This window comes from Ochrobactrum sp. P6BSIII (assembly GCF_014138065.1).
Classification (GTDB): domain Bacteria; phylum Pseudomonadota; class Alphaproteobacteria; order Rhizobiales; family Rhizobiaceae; genus Brucella.
In genome coordinates this window covers 118,697-135,127 of the sequence record NZ_JACGXB010000009.1, presented here as the reverse complement: position 1 = coordinate 135,127, position 16,431 = coordinate 118,697, and the positions used below count along the sequence as shown (strand labels likewise).

The window sequence follows — 16,431 nt, the reverse complement described above, 5'->3', positions numbered from 1 at the left end:
GCCCCATAAGCGAAAAGCGGGCATATTACCGTATTACTATACGATAACTGCACTTTTTGAAAGCATCCCCTTGTTCTCCCTGCCCGTTTTAGGTGCAGAACGTTAAGCGGGTGCCTCTTCAATCACCGCCATCGCCGCCGCAACACCTGCGCCAACGTCGATATTTGGCACGCCTGCCGCCTTGAGACCGCCTGCAATGGCAGCAACCGAGACGAGCGAATAGGTCGGACGTGCTGTCGGCCCCATATGTCCGATGCGGGTCAGTTTGCCGAGCGTTTCCCCGCGCCCTGACGAAAAGACAACTCCATAGCGGTCGCGGATTGCCGCCCGCAATTTCGCCTCATCCACCCCTTCCGGGATCGCCACAGCCGTACAGGTCGGCGATGCGATTTCTTCCCGTGCAGCCCAGAGTTTCAGACCGGCGGCCTGAATGCCTGCGCGGCAGGCTTTGGCAGTCCATGCATGGCGCGCCCAGACGGCCTGTTCGCCCTCTTCCAGATAGAGATCGAGCGCCGCATCCAGCGCGTTGATTTCTGAAACAGATGGTGTGAAGGGGAATGGCTTGTGTGCTTCATGGGCACGCTTCCAATCAATGATCGACAGGATGGAAGCTGTCGGCGCATTGGGATTGGCAGCGATTTTCTCCCAGGCCGCTTCGCTGACATGCAGGAGCGTCAGCCCGGGCGGGCAACCGAGACACTTGTTCGGACCGGTCACGAACATGTCGGCATGCGCCGTTTCAGGCAGCACATCCATGCCGCCGAATGCCGATACGGAATCGACGATGAACAATTTGCCCGCAGCCTGAACGACCGCTCCGATTTCAGCGACCGGATTGACCGTACCGGATGGCGTGTCGTGGTGGCAGATCGACACAACCGCAACATCAGGACGTTTTTTGAGAAAATCAGCCACTGCTTCCGCGGTCAGCACCTCATTATAGGGCACTTCCAGCTCGACCACTTCCTTGGCATAGCGCGCAGCCCAGAAGCCGAAGCCTTTTCCGTAGACGCCCGAAACGAGATTGAGAACCACATCGTTTCTGGTGATCAGCGAAGCGGCTGCCGCTTCCAGCCCAAGAACAGGCTCTCCATGCAGGATAACAGGCGGTGTTTTGGTGTGAAACACGCGCTGCACCTTGGCATTCACCGCCTCGTAGAACGCAAGAAATGCCGGATCGTAATCATAGAGAACCGGCCGCGACAAGGCCCGCAATACAGCCGGATAGGCATCGACGGGACCGGTGGTCAGCGTAAAAATCGGGTCGGCAATTTTTCCTGCATTCATTTCGTTCTCCCTTGCTTATGCGTTTATGTCGATGCGCTATCTGGCTCGCGCCAGACTGAGAAATGACGTGGCGTTGGCGGCATTCTCTATCCCTTCAAGGGCAGCGATCAGCGCCTCGTCGTCGATCGCGATTCCGCGCCAGTCGATCTGCGCCTTGAATTTCTGCGCCAGTTCGGCGTTGCTCATTGGATAAGCCAGCCCGCCCTTGGCGCCATCGATCCTGCGCACCAGTTTGCGCCCATCTTCGAGCAGAACGCAAACCTCGACCGCCTCGAAAGAAAACGACGGATCATCGACAAAGGAAAGCTTTTCACCCAGCGCCTTCAGTTCAGGATCGGCCACAGCGGCATCGGAGAAAGCCGCCAGATCAGCCTTGCCCCACAGCAAGCTGACCGCAACGGCGTGTTGGGCGCTAACCTGCGCCAGCCGTCCGGTGGTAACGCCGGGCCTATCCGTGCGCTGGCGGAGCAACGGATGGCCGGTCAGCGTTACAGAGGTAATGGCATCGGCCCGCAGACCGCCTTCACCGTGCAGTTCAAGGCAGGCTTCAATCACCGGATTGAGCACCACACCGCATGGATAGGGCTTGAATGTGTTCTTCAGGATTTCCCAGTCGCTGCCAAGTCCACCGGTCAGCGTATCATAGTCTGGCGTATCGGAATGCAGAGCCAGAAAGCCGCGCGCGCCCTCCAGCGGCTCTGCGGGGCCGGTATATCCGTCGGCGGCCAGCAGAGCGGACATAAGGCCTGATCGCGCCGCCTGCCCTACGGAAAGGCTTTTGGACATGGTGCCCAGTGTTTCGACCGAGCCGGATGCCTGTGCCAGAGCATGGCCCAGCGCATCGACGAGTTGCGACGGGGAAAGCCCCAACAGTCGACCCGCCGCCAGTGCGGCACCAAATGTCCCGCAGGTGGAGGTAATGTGCCAGCCGCGTGCATAATGCACCGGATGCAACGCATTGCCCAACCGGCACGTCACTTCCGCACCAAGCACGAAGGCCTCGATCAGCGCCGCACCCGTTACCGGACGCCCTTCCCCGGCCATGGCTTCGGCCAGCGCCAGAATGGCTGGCGCGACCGGTGCCGATGGATGAATGACTGTCGGCACATGCGTGTCGTCAAAGTCGAAAATATTGGCGGAAGCGGCATTGATATAGGCCGCCCAAAGCATGTCGGCCCGCTCTGAGCGGCCAATGATGCTCGCTTTCGCCGGTCCAGAAAAGGCTGGCAGCATGGCTACCAGTTTTTGTGTTGCTGCTTCGTTCGAGCCGCCTATGGCCGTACCGACCATATTGAGCAATGAGCACCGTCCCGCAGCGCGCACTGCTTCAGGCAAAGCTGGCGGAACATGGACAAACTCCGCCAGAGTGAGGCTTAAACCCTTCATGTCACGCGCCAGCAGCTTTGCCGCGCACTTCGGCACCTGCCCACTTCTCGAGCGGGCGAATGATTGCGGTCATGTCGGCATCCGCACCGAGATCGGCCTTGGTGATCGAGAAAAGCATGCGCACCGCATTGCCCACCATCATCGGCACACCGAGCCGTTCAGCTTCTTCGAGGCACAAACGGATATCCTTGAGCGACAAGCCAATTGCAAAACCGAAATCGAAACTGCGCGGCAGCACAAAGCGTGGGATTTTATCGGCGCTTGCGGAGGTGCGACCGGAACCGGCATTCAGGACTTCGATCATGACATCTGCGTCGAGACCGGCCTTGGCGCCCATTACCATGGCTTCTGACGTGATCGCCAATGCAGCAGCCGAGCAGATATTGTTGATCAGCTTCATCACCTGCGCTTTGCCCGGCTCTTCGGCGACACGGATCACCTTGCCAAGCGCGAGCAGCATCGGTTCCGCGACCGAAAAATGCGCCGAAGGACCCGCAGCCATAAGCGCAAGCGTTCCCTTCTTGGCACCTGCGACACCGCCCGAAACCGGGCTATCAATCAGTGCAATGCCAGCAGCCGACAATATTTCAGCCAGATCCATCTCGGCTTTCGGCCCAGTGGTCGACAGATCAACGACGCGCTTCACCACGCCGGGATTGGCCGCAATGCTGCGCCCGACAGCGATCACCACCTCGGGCGTCGGCAAAGACAGGAAGATCGTCTCTGCGCGCGCGGTCAATTCGCCGATGGTGCCAGCCTCTTCCGCCCCTGCGGCAACCAATGCGGCCACGGCCGCTTCGGCGCGGTCATTTACGGCAAGCTTGTAGCCTGCACCGATGATGCGCTCCGCCATAGGGCGTCCCATATTGCCAAGGCCGACAAAACCGACTTCACTCATTCCACTCTCCTGTTATCGCGGTCGCGCCATCAGGCAAACGACCAGCCATTATCCACCGGTATCGCCGCACCGTTGATTCCTTCGCTGGCAGCGCCGCAAAGGAACAGCGCCAAGGCGGTCACCGTCTCCATCGGAATAAATTTGCCACCCGGCTGACGGGTGGAAAGGAAAAGACGCGTCGCCTCTTCATTGCTGATGCCTTTTTCCGCGGCCAGCACTTCAATGCGGCCAAGGGCGGAATCGGTTGCCATCAGCCCGGGGCAGATCGCGTTGCAGGTGATCCCGGTTGAGGCCAGCTCCAGCGCGACCGTCCGCGTCAGGCCGATCATCGCGTGTTTGGTGGTGACATAATCCGCACGACCGGCGAGCGCGATGAGGCTGTAAACCGACGCCATATTGACGATCCGCCCCCAACCCCGGGCCTGCATGCCCGGCAGACAGGCGCGAATCAGACGGAAAGGAGCGGACAGATTGACCTCCAGCGCCTTGTCCCAATCGGAATCGGCCAGCGCCTGCACCGGCGACATTTTGCGAATAACCGCATTGTTGACCAGAATATCGATCCCGCCTAACTGTTCGGTTGCAAGGGCTGCAAGATGATCGGCTGCCCCGATTTCAGACAGATCGATCACCGATGAGCCGACCGGCTGGCCTGTTTCACGGCTCAGCGCCGTCGCGGCATCGCTCACTTCGGGCAGAATATCGGTGAGAAACACACGATCTCCGGCCTTAGCAAAGCTGCGGGCCAGTTCCAGTCCGAGGCCAAGGGCCGAACCGGTAATCAGAACACCACGTCCTGTTGCAAGCGTCATCGCGCCAGCTCCTCCCACGTCAAACTTGGCGTAACGTCGAGCCGAACGACGATCCCCTCCAGTTCAGCCGAAGGTGCTGAATAGGCCTGCATAACCGCCGGATCGTGACCCGGAACAATGTGATCGAGGCTTGGCGCCAGTTCGGTCAGTCGGGCATAGCCGCGAATAAGAGAGGCTTCATCGTAGAGCACGGGAAACGGATTGCGATGCTCCATATTGGCGTAAAAATGCGTTGCATCGGAAGCCAGGACTACCCAACCGCGCGCGGTATAGACGCGAACCGCCTGCAAACCGGCACTGTGGCCCGGCACAGCATGAAGCCAGAATCCGGGCGAAAGCTCCCGGTCGCCCCGATGAAACTCAATCCTGCCCGCATAAAGGCTGCGAATATAGGCGACGATGTTTTCAACATCGAAAGGAGCACGCGCTTTCGGGTCGCACATGCAGGGGCCGGTGGCGTGTCCCGCCTCATCAACCTGCAAATGAAAATGCGCAGCCGGGAAATCGCCAAGCGTTCCCGCATGATCGTAATGGAGATGCGTCAGCACGACCTGAGACACCTTGCCTGCATCCACGCCGAGAAGCGCCAGCGCATCCACCGGCTTCCGCAACAAGGTCCGCCCGCGCGCATCGGCGGCATCCTGCCCAAAGCCGGTATCTATGACGAAAACCTCGTCACCGCGCCGGGCAAGCCAGACAAAATAGTCGAGATCGGCACCCGACTCATGCGGGTCAGAAACATGCAGAAAATTGTCTTTGATCGTCCGTCCGCCATGGGTGGCGTAACGCAAGGCATAAAGCTCGAAGGGCGCTATTTCCCCGTCAGATCCCGATATCGGCTCCGCCATGATCCTCCCGCCCCACAAGCACATTCGACGTCGCTGCGCCGAACAATTTCATCTTAGCCTACAGTATGACCGTAATCTTGTCATACAATCTATTGACAGGTCAAGTCCGGCATGTCTAACCTTGGGTCAATAAGAAAGACAAAACCACGGGGACAAGCTGGCGCACTGCCACCTTAACGGAGAGATGTATGACTCGTCCTGAATTCAACGGTGAACAATTCCAGAAGGGGTTGAAGGTTCGGCGCGAAGTGCTTGGCGAGGCTTATGTCGCGCCATCGCTGGCCAATGCCGATGACCTGACCGCACCGCTTCAAAAGCTCGTCACCGAATGGTGCTGGGGTGAAATCTGGACCCGCCCCGGTCTCGAGCGCAAGACCCGCAGTTTTCTCAACCTCGCAATGCTGACGGCTCTAAACCGCCCGCATGAAATAAAGATCCACGTTCGCGGTGCATTGAACAATGGCGTGACCGAAAACGAGATCGTCGAGGTCATTCTTCAGGCCGCAATTTACTGCGGTGTGCCTGCCGCGCTCGACGCCATGCGTGTTGCTTCGGATGTGATCCGGCAAATGCGTGAAGAAAAGGTCGAAAGCGCCTGATTTATATAACCGGAAACGCTCCATAAAACCGGGGAACACCGGCGATTCCAATTGCAAATAGGAGGCCCAATGACACAGGGAACAGCTACAAAACCAGCCAGCACGCCGCATCGGCTGAAGACCGGCGCGGAGTATAAGGAGTCCCTCAAGGACAACCGCCAGATCTGGGTCGGCGGTTCGAAACTGAACTCCGTCTATGACGAACCCGCGCTGGCCAAGGGCATCGACCTTCTGGCCTCGATGTTCGACGATCAGTTCACTGAAGAACATGCCGACGCCACCACCTATTACGACGAAAAGGCAGGCGCTGTTCTCAGCCGTTCGTGGCAGATTCCGCGCACCAAGGAAGATCTGGCCGCACGTCGCCGCATGATCGAATATACGTCGCTCAAGACCGCAGGCACCTTCGGACGTCCGCCAGATCTCGCGCCTTCCATCGTTGTTGGTCTCTATGCCTATCTGCCGACCTTCAAGAAGAAGAAGTCGCTTATCGACGGCATCGATCCGGACTTCGCTGAAAACATCGAACGCTACATGGAATATGGTCAGAACAACAATCTGACCGCGTCGGAAAGCCTCGCCGGACCGCAGGCTGACCGTTCCTCGCCCAAGGCCTCGGAAGCCTCGCTCCTGAAGGCGCGCAAGGTTACGAAGGACGGCGTCTATATCTATGGTGCCAAGACCGTCGGCTCGATTGCCGCGCAGGCCAATGATATTTTCTTCACCAATCTCGGTGGCATTCAGGAAACTCCTGCGGACGCCTGCATCTGGGGTTCGGTGCCTATCGACACGCCCGGCATCAAGATGATCTCGCGTGAAATGGTCTCGCAGCCATTGTCGAGCAAGTTCGACCATCCGGTGTCGAGCCTCGGCGAAGAAGCCGACCAGTTCATCGTGTTCGACAATGTTTTCGTGCCGAAGGAACGGCTCTTCAACCTCGGCGATCCGACGGCTATGAGCTATTACGGCCCGGTCTGCGTTTTTGCACACTGGCATGTCCTCACCCGTCTCGCGGTGAAGGCGGAATTGTTCGTCGGTGCAGGCCAGATGGTTCTCGATTATCTCGGCACCGGCAAAATTCCGGCTGTTCAGATGATGCTGGGCCAGCTGGTCGAATATGCGCAGACGCTCCGCGCCTTCGTCACCGCTGCCGAAGCACTGGCTGTCCCGACCGAAGGCGATGTGATGCGCCCCGATGTAGGCATGCTCACCGCCGGTCGTCTCTATTCCATCGAAAACTACCCGAAGATCATCCATATCCTTCAGGAATTATGTGGTCAGGGTCTGGTGATGCGTTTTGGCAAGAAGGCGTTCGACAATCCGGAAGTCGGCCACTTCCTGCATGAACTGCTGCCCGGACATGGCGTATCGGCCATGGTCAAGGAACAGCTGATGAATTTCATCTGGGACATGACCTCCGGTTCGCTGGCTGGCCGCGTTGCGCTGTTTGAAAACGTCAACGCCACACCGGCTCCGGCCCTGCGCGCCCGGCTTTATAATGAAGTCAAGCGCGACGGCTATGTCGCCCAGGTGAAGAAAATCGCCGGGATCGAGTAAAGCTCTGACGACCCCGCCTGATGCCAATCGGGCGGGGTTTTTTCTTTCGCGACATGTTGGAGATTGCGATGGATCAGTCCACGCTTATCGACCGCTTTTATAGCGCTTACACTTCGCGCGATGCCGAGGGAGCGGCTTCGCTTTATCACGCCGATGGCTGGCACGAGGAAGTCGCCATGGCGAAACGCCGTCAGGGACACGCCGCTCTGGCCGAGGGGCTGACCGGTTTCTGGCGCATGCTGCCTGACGTTGCATGGGAACGGCGCGGCTATATCCGTTCTGGCAATCAGGTTGCTGTTCCCTATCACATGACCGGCACCTTCACGCCGCGCGGCGACAATGTTGAACCACGCCAGATCGCCCTTGACGGCCTGCATATATTCGAGTTCCAAGACGGTCTGCTGGCGGGCACCAAAGACATGTGGGACCTCGATCTTTTCAAAGCGCAGATGAGTTGAGACGATGAATGATCTGGCGAAACTCGACGGCATCGCGATTGCCGGTCTGATCTCAAGCAAGGAGATCAGCGCAAGCGAAGTCCTCGAAACCACTATCGAACGGATCGAGCGGCTCAACCCGCAGCTCAATGCCGTCGTGCACCCGCATTATGATCTCGCGCGCAAGCAGGTCGCTGACGGCTTGGCCAAAAGCCCGCTCTCAGGCGTTCCGATGCTGTTGAAGAACACCGGCTTCGAAGCGGAAGGCATGCTTCTGTCGAGCGGGTCAGAACTGCTGCGCAATGTCGTCAGCAAACGCGATTCCACTATCACCGCGCGCTATAAAGCGGCGGGCATGGTGATTGTCGGCAAGTCCAATACGCCGGAATTTGCGCTGAGCTTCACCACGGAATCCGACGCCTTTGGCCCAACCCGCAATCCTTGGGATATCAACCGCACGGCGGGCGGCTCGTCAGGCGGCTCGACTGCAGCAGTTGCCAGCGGCATGGTTCCGCTTGCCAACAGTTCGGACGGTGCGGGTTCTACACGCCTGCCTGCCAGCCATTGCGGTCTTTTCGGGTTCAAGCCGTCGCGACTGATCAATCCCGTTGGCCCTGCAGCCGCTGAAGCCATTGGCGGCATGTCCACACCACACGCCGTCACCTGGTCGGTGCGCGACAATGCGGCCATGCTCGACGTGACAGGCGGCAGCGATCTCGGCGACCCATGGGCCTCGCCCGCCAAGCCGGGCAGCTATCTGGCGGCGCTCGACAAAACACCGCCTCGCCTCAAGGTCGCGATGATTGTCGCTGCGCCGGACGGCTGCCCCATCGACCCAGAAATGGTCGAAAGCGTTCGCGCCACCGCGCGGTTGCTGGAAGACCTAGGACACAGTGTCGAAGAAGTTGCAGATGCAGGCTATGACGCGGAAGCGCTGAAAGCAGCATGGCGCATCATCGTCGGCGTCAATGTGGCCTTGGGTGTCAGCGGTGGCGATGCAGCTTCTGCCAACATCGCCAAGCTTGAACCCGTCAATCAGCAATGGGTCCGCGAAGCCTTGGCAATACCCGGCACCCGCTATTTGTGGGCCGTCAACCAGCTGCACGCTTCGGCACGAGCACTCGGGCAGTTCTTCAGCACATATGACGTCATGCTGACCCCTGCTGCGGCAGAACCCGCGCCGCTCTTGGGCAAGCTTGCCGGTCAGGGCAAGAACATCGACGAATTCTACGATCTGTTCTGGTCGCATTCGCCGTTCACTGCCGTTTTCAACACATCCGGCTGCCCGGCAATGTCGGTTCCACTCGGCATGAGTTCCCATGGCCTGCCCATCGGCTCGCATCTCGGCGCCGGTTTTGGAAACGACGCACTGCTTTTCGCGCTGGCTGCGGAGCTTGAACGCACCGCTCCGTGGATCGACCGGCGCCCATCCATATTCGGCTGAGGAAATGTTTGATGAACAACTCTGAAATCCTTGCCCTAAATGCTCGCGACATCGCCGCTGCCGTAGCCTCCGGTGCTCTCACCACCCGTGCGGTCACGGAAGCCTATCTTGAACGCATTGCGGACAGGGACGGCCCGGTCATGGCGTGGCAGCATCTTGATGCCGCGCAGGTGCGCGCCGCCGCCGATGCGATGGATGCATCTGGAGCCAAGGGAGCGCTGGCTGGCGTCCCGATTGGCGTCAAGGACGTCATCGACACAGCCGACATGCCCACGGGCTATGGCACGAGCATCTATGAGGGCTTTCAGCCGCCATGGGATGCGCCAGCCGTGCAGATCACCCGCAATGCAGGCGGCTTGATCCTGGGCAAGACGGTGAGCACGGAACTTGCCATGGCAAGCCCGAACAAGACCCGCAACCCGCATAATCCGGCCCATACGCCGGGCGGATCGTCATCCGGTTCCTGTGCTGCCGTTGCCGCTGGCATGGTGCCTCTGGCCTATGGCACGCAAACTTCCGGTTCGGTTATTCGCCCTGCAAGCTTTTGCGGTGTGACGGCCTTCAAGCCGACCTTCGGTGCGATCAACACGGTCGGGATCAAGGTGCTCTGCCATGGACTGGATACGCTCGGCATTCTCAGCCGTAACATTGGCGATGCCGCCCATTGCGCCGCAGTGCTGACCGGTAAATCCGACCTGGCCACCCTCACAGTACCGGCGCGCCCTCGCATCGGTGTCCTGCTCGGCACGCGACTTGAAAAGGCGGAAGCCTATGCAATCGACATCGTCAACCGGCTGGCGTCCCTTGCGGAAGCATCCGGCGCAGACGTAACCGTGCTGGCCGCTCCGTCCTGGTTTGACGGCATTTTCGACCTGCATGAAGCCGTCATGGGCTGGGAAGTCACCCAGTCACTCGTCTCCGAGACCAGCCGCCATTGGGATCGGCTGACACCCGTTACCCGCGCCATGATGGAAGATCAGGGTCGCGTTGATGAAGTCCGTTATCGTGCCGCCATGGGCGAGATTCCGGGCATTCGCCTGATGATGGACGCGATCCTCTCGCGTTTCGATGCGGTGTTGACGCTGGCCGCTCCCGGCGAAGCGCCGGAAGGAACGCCAACTGGCGACCCGATTTTCAACCGGCTGTGGAGTGTCCTGCAAGTGCCGCTCATCTGCCTCCCCGCAGGCAAAGGCCCAAAAGGATTGCCAGTCGGCGTCCAGCTTGTCGGCGTGCGCGGCGCCGACCACCGGCTTGCCTCAGCGGCGCTCTTTCTTGAAACCGTGCTTGCTGCAAAAGGAGGCACCCTATGATCCAGCCAGCCACCGATCAGCTGACCGATGATTTTCGCTCTGCCATGCGTCAGCTTGCGGCGACGGTGAACATCATCACCGCCGGTGAAGGCGATCAGCGGCGCGGTCTGACCGCAACTGCCGTCTGCTCCATGTCGCTGACGCCGCCTTCCATGCTTGTCTGCGTCAATCGCTTCGGTGAGGCGCACAAGGCGATCACCTCGGCGGGAAGCTTCTGCGTCAATATTCTCGCCGACCGCCAGCGTGAAGTCGCCATGCGTTTCGCAGGCCAGATCGGCCAGATGGGCGAAGACAAATTTGCGCCCTATCACTGGACAAGCCTTGCCACGGGTGCACCCGCTCTTGATGACGCCATGGCCAATCTCGATTGCGAGATCGCGACGGTTTCCGAGACAGACAGCCATTCGATTTTCATTGGCAATGTAAAGGCAATCCGCTTCGGACCCGAAACATCGCCGCTGCTGCACTACAACCGCAACTTTTTCACATTGGCAAACCAAAACGCACTCTAGAGCGGTTTCAGCAGAGGTTGAATCGTAATAACCGCTCTAGCCTTTTGTTTTGTCGTACATCCCGACAGAGTGAGAACAGGCTGCACCAGAAAAGTCATAATAACAAATAGATAGAGCACTTTCTTCATCGGTACTGGCCGACGTGCTCTCTGGTGCAGCCACAATGTCAAACGGGCAGACGCCCAATGGAGGTATCATATCATGTCAATCAGCGACGCTCAGTTCCTGAAGGGCTGGAGACAGGTGCTCGAAATGTGCAACCTGAAAGCTGGCGAACAGGTCACCATTCTGACGAGTGACGACAGCAACAAACAGATCGCCTATATCGCCAAGCTTGCAGCTTCCGATCTTGGCGCGGTTGTCACCGAACTGAACCTTGCTCCGGTCAACGCCGAAAAAGCGATTTCGCCAGACAAGTCTGGCTATATCGGCAAGACGCCGCTCGACGGCAATTCGGCAGCACTGGCCTGCCTTATGGCGTCCGACATGGTCATCGACACATTGCAGCTTCTGTTTTCCAAGGAACAGGAAGAAGTACTGAAGACTGGCACGCGCATGCTGCTGGCGGTGGAACCACCAGCAATCATGATGCGCCAGATTCCGCGCCCGGAAGACAAGCTGCGCGTTCTCGCTGCCGCCAAGAAGATCGGCGCGGCCAAGGAAATGCACGTGACCTCGAAAGCCGGTACGGATTTCCGCTGCCGTCTCGGCCAATATCCGGTTCTCACGCAATATGGTTTGGCCGATGAGCCGGGCCGCTGGGACCACTGGCCAAGCTGCTTTTCCGCCCGCTGGCCGGATGAAGGCAGTGCCGAAGGCACCATCGTCATTGACGAAGGCGACATCCTGCTGCCGTTCAAAAAATACGCTCGCGCGCCGATTACGGTCACCATCGAAAAGGGCTTTATTGTTGATATCAAAGGCGGTTACGACGCCGAGTTCATGCGCAAGTTCATGGACAGCTTCAATGACCCCCGCGCCTATGCCATGGCCCATGTCGGCTGGGGTCTGGAAAACCGCGCCAACTGGACGGTACTCGGCCTTTACAATCCCGAGGCACAGCTTGGCATGGATGCGCGCTCGTTCGCAGGCAATTTCCTGTGGTCGTCGGGTCCGAATACCGAAGCTGGCGGCGATCGCGATACGCCGTGCCATCTCGATATTCCACTGCGCAATTGCTCTGTCTCTCTCGATGGCGAAGTCATGACACTGGAAGGCGTCGTGGTTCCTGCGGATCAGAAGTAAGGCCATGGCACAATACGACGTGGCAATCATTGGCGCCGGCTCTGCTGGCGCCCTTCTCGCCGCACGGCTGAGCGAAGATCCGGCACGGCAAGTTGTGCTGATCGAGGCCGGTGGCGAGCCGACAGACCCCGATATCTGGAAACCGGCCATGTGGCCCGCGATCCAGCATCGCCCCTATGATTGGGATTATAATACCGTCCCGCAGCCGGGTGCTGCCGGTCGCAGTTTCGCTTGGGCACGCGGCAAGGCATTGGGTGGCTCCAGCCTGCTGCATGCCATGGGGTATATGCGCGGCCATCCCGCCGACTTTGCTGCCTGGGCGGAAGCGACGGGCGATGAACGCTGGAGTTGGGAAGGCTTGCAGAAAGCCTTCATGGCAAATGAAGACCACGCACTGGGCGGCGATGGTATCCACGGCAAGGGCGGCCCGATGCCGGTATGGATACCGGACGAGGAGGTCAGCCCCCTGACCCGCGCCTTCATCGAAGCGGGTGCTGCACTTGGCCTGCCCCGTATTCCCGGTCACAGCACCGGGCAGATGATGGGTGTTACGCCGAACTCGCTGATGATCCGCGATGGCCGACGCGTAACGGTCGCCGAAGCATGGCTGACGCCAAGTGTGCGTGCGCGTCCCAACCTGACGATACTGACAGGTACCCGTACCCGACATCTCAGTCTCGACAACTCCCACGTCGTGGGGCTTGAAGTCGTCGGCCCGGAAGGTCCAAATACGATCACTGCTGACCAGATCATCCTTTCAGCAGGTTCTCTGGAAGGCCCGGCCCTTCTCATGCGTTCCGGCATTGGACCGGAAGACGTGTTGCAAGAGGCTGGCGTGACCTGCTGTATCAAAGCGCCTGAACTGGGCCGCAATCTGATGGATCACCTGCTGGGCGCAGGCAATCTCTACGCTGCCAGACAAAAGCTGGCACCATCCCGTCTGCAGCATTCGGAGAGCATGGCCTATATGCGTGCCGATGGCACTGCGACGGACGGCCAGCCCGAAATCGTCGTCGGATGCGGGGTTGCGCCCATTGTGTCGGAACTTTTCACGGCACCAGCACCGGGCAGCGCCTATTCCTTCCTGTTCGGCGTTACGCATCCCACAAGCCGTGGTGAAATACGCATAACCGGTGCAGGTCTGGACGATCCCCTTAGGATCGACCCCAAATATCTCCAGACCGAAAACGACCGGCGATTGTTTCGGGCGGCCCTCGCGGCAGCGCGGGAAATCGGCCATCGCCCCGAACTGGATGAATGGCGCGACCACGAAATTCTCCCCGGAGCCGTTGAAACTGAGGACGATATCGACGCCTTCATCGCCAAGGCTGCCATCACGCATCACCACCCGTCAGGAACCTGCCGTATGGGCAAGGACGATGCCGCAGTGGTCGATCCCGACTTGCGGCTGAATGGGCTGGATAATGTCTATGTCGTGGATGGCTCCGTTCTGCCGAGCCTGACCGCTGGTCCCATCCACGCGGCCATTCAAGCCATCGCCGAACGCTTTGCCAGCGATTTCATTGGCAAGGCAAATTGACGAAACGGGGCGCCTGCGCACCGCCGTCAAAATTCCCGGCTATGGTCTGTCATCAATGACGATGAATGCGCCCTGATGAGTAGGGGGCGTTACTCGCCAGCAGCTTCCAGTTGCTGGCGCTTCCTTTTTCGGGATGACAGAACGGAATCGCTCTGCCTGACCACGAGATCAGCGCCGACGAGCACCTTGACTGCGGGCTGCTTGTCAGCCGCATTGATCAGATCGTCCAGTATCGACACCGCCAGATTGCCGATCTTGCGCTTGGACACGTCAACCGTTGTCAGCATCGGCTCCATGGTGGCGCTTTGCGGCAGATTGTCAAAGCCGATCACCGAAACATCTTCCGGAATACGCACGCCGCTTTCCTTCAGCGCCCGGATGAAGCCATAGGCAATGATGTCGTTGGTGCAGAAATAGCATTCAGCCAGATCGTGCCCGGATTTCAGCAATTCTCGCGTATCGCGATAAGCGCCTTCATAGGTCGATTCGACCGACAGGATATCCTCGGGCTGAACCTTGAGGTTGAGCCGCTGCATGTTCTTCACATAAGCTTCGCGGCGCAAACGGAAGTTCATCGTCTCGGTGGGGCTGGCGACAAAGCCGATGCGGGAAAAGCCGGATTGCTTGAAGTGCGACAAGACCTTGAAGACCGCGTCTTCATTGTTCATATCCACGAAATTGGCCTCGACGACATCATAGAATGTGTCGATGAAAACGGTAGGCAGGCCCATGCCCTGTATCATGTGGATATCGACGGCCGACAATTCGGTGCCAAGCGCGATGACACCACGAACAGGCGCACCCGCAAGTGATTCCGCCACAGTACTGACCGGCTGCCCTTCAAAACTGGCAACTTCCAGCGTGTAATTGCGGCGGGATGCTTCCGACGACATGCCGTCGATATAGTCTGAAACAAACACGCTGTGATCGCGATTGACCGTGCCGCCATGTTTGGAAATCTTCAGGAATCGGATGGTTTCACCCGGTCCGCTTGTGCCATTGCCAGCTTTGGCGACGCGTGGCACATAATTCAGCCGCGAGACGGCCTCAAGAACACGTGCGCGAGTCTCACCCGAAATTTCACCCTTGCCGTTGAGCACAAGCGAAACCGTGGCCGGAGAAACACCCGCATTCTCGGCGATATCCCTGATCGTAAAAGATTTCTTCTTTTTCATACGCTCCGCACGGCTGCCGTCATCAGCACGTCATTCCCCTATTTGGCCGCTTCAGGCCTCACCCGCCCGACTGACCCGCTTTGGCAGCGCCAGAATGACAGGCTGGATTCCTCTTCACTGCGTATCTTATTCGGAAATCTGCGCCACGCTACTCAGAAAGCACGGCGATAAAACACTATTTGTTTAGTAAACACAACTGCCGTGTTTTTAAAACGATTAAGCTGAAAACCTGCGCAAATCAACCAAAAATTAGGCATACTCCGCTTGACATCGCTGTTAGCAAAGCAATAGGTTTAGTGAAATAATTTTTTGTTTAGTAAACGCTGTAGGAGGAGACCATGCAGAGGACAAGCAACCCGCTTGCCATGCTTGTTGTCATTAATGTGGGATTGCTCGCGCTTGGCGCGTACATCTCCGGCGGGTCTTTTCTCTCCCTGTTCAACTTGCAGTCCATGGCTGGTCAGGTTCCTGAAATCGGCCTTCTTGCCATCGGCGTGATGCTTGCCATGTGCGCCGGTAACGGCGGCATCGATCTGTCGGGCATCGCGCTTGCCAATCTGGCAGGCGTGGTTGCAGCGGTTATTGCATCGTCCTTCGTGTCCGCCTCCGTGAACCCGCTCGCCTTTAGCGTCGCATTCATCGTGCTTGCGCTGATCATCGGCCTTGCAGGCGGCATCATCAACGGCATCCTGATTGCCCGTTTCAACATCACGCCGATTCTCTGCACGCTTGGCACGCAGATGGCCTTCATGGGTCTTGCTGTCGTGGTTTCGGAAGGCCGCGCCGTGATGGTCGGCAGTCCCGACCTTCTGTCGCGCATCGGCAATGACATGTTCCTGGCCGTGCCGATCAGCTTCCTGATTTTCCTTGCGGTCGCTATCCTCATCGGCGCTGTGGTGCGCTTCACGCCTTTCGGCGCATGGCTGATGCTGATGGGCACCAATCCGAAGGCAGCTGTCTTCGCCGGCTTCCCCCGCGCTCGCGTTCTGATTGCAACCTATGCAACGAGCGGCCTTCTGGCTGGCATTGCAGGCGTGATCATCGCCGCACGCAACGTCAACGTGAAATATGATTACGGCAGCTCCTATCTGCTGGTCGCCATTCTCATCGTCGTTATGGCCGGTGTGAAGCCTGAAGGTGGTTACGGTCGCATCATCTGCGTGGTGCTGAGCGCCATCGCCTTGCAGCTCATGTCGAGCCTGCTGAATTTCGGTGGATTGTCCAACTTTGTCCGCGACTTCGCCTGGGGCCTGCTGCTGCTCGCATTCCTCGCTGTCGGACGATACGACGTCGCCAGTTTCTTTAACTTGGGCAATCGCTCCAAGGCACCAATTGGTGCTCAACCCTCAAGCACCAAACCGTAATACTGAGGGACTCTCAC

General features: G+C 58.8%; 15 protein-coding genes. 9 read left to right on the top strand and 6 right to left on the bottom strand.

Translation table 11 applies throughout. The annotated features are described in order from the left end of the window. Positions 1–102: 102 nt before the first annotated feature. The 5 genes from ppaT to FHW00_RS14325 are packed head-to-tail and all read right to left on the bottom strand — an operon-like array spanning position 103 to position 5,231. Positions 103–1,287: a pyridoxamine--pyruvate transaminase gene (gene ppaT, locus FHW00_RS14345; RefSeq protein ID WP_078339146.1), complete on the bottom strand. Its 1,185-nt coding sequence runs from the start codon at positions 1,285–1,287 to the stop codon at positions 103–105. Positions 1,288–1,323: 36 nt separating this feature from the next. Continuing rightward, positions 1,324–2,709, bottom strand: coding sequence for an MmgE/PrpD family protein (locus FHW00_RS14340; protein WP_210189481.1), 1,386 nt, complete (start codon positions 2,707–2,709; stop codon positions 1,324–1,326). Beyond that, a complete protein-coding gene (locus tag FHW00_RS14335) occupies positions 2,675–3,571 on the bottom strand; it encodes an NAD(P)-dependent oxidoreductase (protein WP_078339148.1) in 897 nt (298 codons plus the stop codon). Before FHW00_RS14335 ends, FHW00_RS14340 begins: the two co-directional genes overlap by 35 nt. A 29-nt stretch (positions 3,572–3,600) precedes the next feature. Further along, complete coding sequence (locus FHW00_RS14330) at positions 3,601–4,383, bottom strand: SDR family oxidoreductase (protein ID WP_078339149.1); 783 nt, start codon at positions 4,381–4,383, stop codon at positions 3,601–3,603. Further along, positions 4,380–5,231: an N-acyl homoserine lactonase family protein gene (locus FHW00_RS14325; protein ID WP_078339151.1), complete on the bottom strand. Its 852-nt coding sequence runs from the start codon at positions 5,229–5,231 to the stop codon at positions 4,380–4,382. Before FHW00_RS14325 ends, FHW00_RS14330 begins: the two co-directional genes overlap by 4 nt. A gap of 188 nt (positions 5,232–5,419) precedes the next feature. Between FHW00_RS14325 and FHW00_RS14320 the strand changes: the two genes are divergently transcribed. The 8 genes from FHW00_RS14320 (at position 5,420) to FHW00_RS14285 (ending at position 13,875) form a co-directional block, all read left to right on the top strand. Next, positions 5,420–5,830: a carboxymuconolactone decarboxylase family protein gene (locus FHW00_RS14320; RefSeq protein ID WP_078339152.1), complete on the top strand. Its 411-nt coding sequence runs from the start codon at positions 5,420–5,422 to the stop codon at positions 5,828–5,830. 69 nt (positions 5,831–5,899) lie between these two features. After that, complete coding sequence (locus FHW00_RS14315) at positions 5,900–7,387, top strand: 4-hydroxyphenylacetate 3-hydroxylase N-terminal domain-containing protein (RefSeq protein ID WP_078339153.1); 1,488 nt, start codon at positions 5,900–5,902, stop codon at positions 7,385–7,387. 68 nt (positions 7,388–7,455) lie between these two features. Then, on the top strand, positions 7,456–7,845 hold the full coding sequence (locus tag FHW00_RS14310; protein ID WP_162762629.1) for a nuclear transport factor 2 family protein: 390 nt from the start codon (positions 7,456–7,458) through the stop codon (positions 7,843–7,845). 4 nt (positions 7,846–7,849) lie between these two features. Next, positions 7,850–9,268, top strand: a complete 1,419-nt coding sequence (locus FHW00_RS14305) for an amidase (protein WP_078339155.1) — start codon at positions 7,850–7,852, stop codon at positions 9,266–9,268. An 11-nt stretch (positions 9,269–9,279) separates the two neighbouring features. Further along, positions 9,280–10,578 (top strand): amidase, encoded by a 1,299-nt coding sequence (locus tag FHW00_RS14300; RefSeq protein WP_078339156.1) that lies wholly within the window; start codon positions 9,280–9,282, stop codon positions 10,576–10,578. Further along, positions 10,575–11,090, top strand: a complete 516-nt coding sequence (locus tag FHW00_RS14295; RefSeq protein WP_078339158.1) for a flavin reductase family protein — start codon at positions 10,575–10,577, stop codon at positions 11,088–11,090. Before FHW00_RS14300 ends, FHW00_RS14295 begins: the two co-directional genes overlap by 4 nt. 201 nt (positions 11,091–11,291) lie before the next feature. Beyond that, positions 11,292–12,335, top strand: a complete 1,044-nt coding sequence (locus tag FHW00_RS14290; protein ID WP_078339159.1) for a 2,5-dihydroxypyridine 5,6-dioxygenase — start codon at positions 11,292–11,294, stop codon at positions 12,333–12,335. Positions 12,336–12,339: 4 nt separating this feature from the next. Next, positions 12,340–13,875, top strand: coding sequence for a GMC family oxidoreductase (locus FHW00_RS14285; protein WP_078339160.1), 1,536 nt, complete (start codon positions 12,340–12,342; stop codon positions 13,873–13,875). Positions 13,876–13,964: 89 nt separating this feature from the next. Here FHW00_RS14285 and FHW00_RS14280 read toward each other — a convergent pair whose 3' ends face one another. After that, positions 13,965–15,050 carry a LacI family DNA-binding transcriptional regulator gene (locus FHW00_RS14280; RefSeq protein WP_078339161.1) on the bottom strand — a complete coding sequence of 362 codons (1,086 nt, stop codon included), beginning with the start codon at positions 15,048–15,050 and terminating at the stop codon, positions 13,965–13,967. Positions 15,051–15,388: 338 nt separating this feature from the next. Between FHW00_RS14280 and FHW00_RS14275 the strand changes: the two genes are divergently transcribed. Continuing rightward, positions 15,389–16,414, top strand: coding sequence for an ABC transporter permease (locus tag FHW00_RS14275; protein WP_078339162.1), 1,026 nt, complete (start codon positions 15,389–15,391; stop codon positions 16,412–16,414). Positions 16,415–16,431 lie beyond the last annotated feature (17 nt).